Origin of the sequence: Agromyces sp. NPDC056965 (assembly GCF_042673425.1) — a bacterium.
Classification (GTDB): Bacteria; Actinomycetota; Actinomycetes; order Actinomycetales; family Microbacteriaceae; genus Agromyces.
Map to the genome: position 1 here is coordinate 40,128 of NZ_JBHURI010000036.1, position 2,217 is coordinate 42,344.

The 2,217-nt window shown below is 71.0% G+C and carries 3 protein-coding genes; 2 read left to right on the forward strand and 1 reads right to left on the reverse strand.

All coding sequences use genetic code 11. From position 1 onward, the window contains the following. Window positions 1–132: 132 nt before the first annotated feature. Both ACFTQE_RS11025 and ACFTQE_RS11030 read left to right on the forward strand, forming a co-directional pair. A complete protein-coding gene (locus tag ACFTQE_RS11025) occupies window positions 133–1,146 on the forward strand; it encodes a malate dehydrogenase (RefSeq protein WP_376925104.1) in 1,014 nt (337 codons plus the stop codon). A 30-nt stretch (window positions 1,147–1,176) separates the two neighbouring features. Then, window positions 1,177–1,356: an HPP family protein gene (locus tag ACFTQE_RS11030; protein WP_376925105.1), complete on the forward strand. Its 180-nt coding sequence runs from the start codon at window positions 1,177–1,179 to the stop codon at window positions 1,354–1,356. Window positions 1,357–1,372: 16 nt separating this feature from the next. Here the strand turns inward: ACFTQE_RS11030 and ACFTQE_RS11035 are convergent, their stop codons facing one another. Next, window positions 1,373–2,134: a TetR/AcrR family transcriptional regulator gene (locus ACFTQE_RS11035; protein ID WP_376925106.1), complete on the reverse strand. Its 762-nt coding sequence runs from the start codon at window positions 2,132–2,134 to the stop codon at window positions 1,373–1,375. Between the last annotated feature and the right edge of the window lie 83 nt (window positions 2,135–2,217).

The following is a 2,217-nucleotide window of genomic DNA, read 5'->3' on the forward strand; positions in this document are numbered from 1 at the left end:
AACCGCATGGCGGCTCGCAACATGCCGACCATCGGATGCCGCGGCCGGATGCCGCGCCGAAACCGGATCGCGGCTCATCGAAGGCGGTTCCCGACGACGGCCCGGTTGCCGGCGGCCGGTTAGGCTCGGAGCATGGCCGCGAAGAAGCCGATCACCGTCACGCTCACGGGCGCGGGCGGCCAGATCGGGTATGCCCTCCTGTTCCGCATCGCCTCCGGCGCCATGCTCGGACCGGATACCCCCGTTCGATTGAACCTCCTCGAGATTCCGCAGGGCGTGCGCGCAGCAGAGGGGGCGGCGCTCGAACTGCAGGACTCCGCCTTCCCGCTGCTCTCGCACGTCGAGGTCTACGACGACGCGAACCGGGCGTTCGCGGGGGCGAACGTCGCCCTCCTCGTCGGTGCGCGCCCGCGCACCGCCGGCATGGAGCGCGGCGACCTGCTCACCGCGAACGGCGGCATCTTCGGCCCGCAGGGCGCGGCGATCAACGCCGGTGCGGCCGACGACATCCGCGTCGTCGTGGTCGGCAACCCCGCGAACACGAACGCGCTCATCGCGTCGGCCCATGCGCCGGATGTCCCGGCCGAACGCTTCACGGCACTCACCCGTCTCGATCACAACCGGGCCCTCGGCCAGCTCGCGGCCACCGTCGACACGCCAGTCGGCGACATCCGCGGCGTTACGATCTGGGGCAATCACTCGGCCACGCAGTTCCCCGATGTCGCGCACGCGACCGCTGCCGGCGACTCGGTGCCGGCGCTCCTCGCCCGCCGCCTCGGCGGGCCCGACGGCGCTCGTGAGTGGCTCGTCGACGAGTTCATCCCGCGCGTGGCCAAGCGCGGCGCCGAGATCATCGAGGTGCGCGGCTCCTCGTCGGTCGGCTCGGCCGCGAGCGCCACGATCGACCACGTGCATGACTGGGTGCTCGGCACCCCCGACGGCTGGACGAGCGCCGCGGTCGTCTCCGACGGCTCCTACGGCGTGCCCGAGGGCCTCGTCTCCTCGTTCCCCGTCGACTCGGTCGACGGCGCCTGGCGCATCCGGCAGGGACTCGAGGTCGACGACTTCGCGCGGCGTCGCATCGAGGCATCCGTCGCCGAACTCGTCGAGGAGCGCGACGCGGTGCGCTCCCTCGGGCTGCTCTGACGACGGCGGGCGCCGACGTAGGCTGAAGGCATGGCCGAGCAGACCCCCGCACGCAATGCCCGTCGCAACCAACTGATCGTCGGGCTCATCGTGGGCGTGCTCGTCGGCGTGGGCGTGAGCCTCTGGACGAGCTTCTGGCTGTGGCTGCCCGCAGGCATCGTGGTCGGCATCGTCACCGGGCTCCTCATGCGCCCGCCGTCGAAGGACTGACCGGCCAGTCCGCCGGCTATCGGGCGGAGACCCCGATGTAGTCCACGATGCCGTCGATCAGGCGCGCGAGCCCGAACTCGAACGCGTCAGACGGCCCAGCGGGATCCGCGGCGCCCGCGGCCTGTCCGACCCGCGCCGACACGGGATAGCGTTCCGCGTCGAGGATCTCCTCGAGCAGCGGCTCGTTGCGCTCCCACCAGTCGACGGCCGACTCCTGGTCGACTTCGCGGTGTCGCTCGGCATCGAGATGCGCGCGCGCGGGCCCGGTCACGAAGCCGAGCAGCAGCGTGACGATGCGATCCATGTCGAGGTCGGAGAGACCCAGACCGTCGATCGCGCGGAGGCACCACTCCCAGTGGTCGGAGACGTTCGGTCCGAGCGGCGGCCTGCTGGTGTCGATCGAGAGCAGCCAGGGATGCCGCAAGTACTCGTTCCACTGCTGTCGTGCGATCTGCGCGAGTCGCTCGGACAGATCGCCGTCGAGGCGCGGCAGCGCCATCTCGCCGGCGACGCGGTCGACCATGAGGTCGACGAGCTCGGCCTTGCCCGGCACGTAGGTGTAGACCGACATCGGCTTCAATCCGAGGCGATCGGCGATGCGGCGCATCGAGACGGCATCGATGCCGTCGACATCGGCGAGCTGCACGGCCGCCGCGACGACCTCGTCGACGCTCGACCGCTGCTTCGGGCCTCGAGAACCGACGGGTTCGCCGAAATGCGACCGCCACAGGAGCCGAAGCGTGCGGTCGGGTTCGCTGCCTGTGGATTCTCCCGCCATGCGGGACAGCCTATATTCTCCGTACGCCATACGGTCACGCCGTCGCGGCCCTCGGAGCCCGCGGACCCGGGCACGACGAAGGC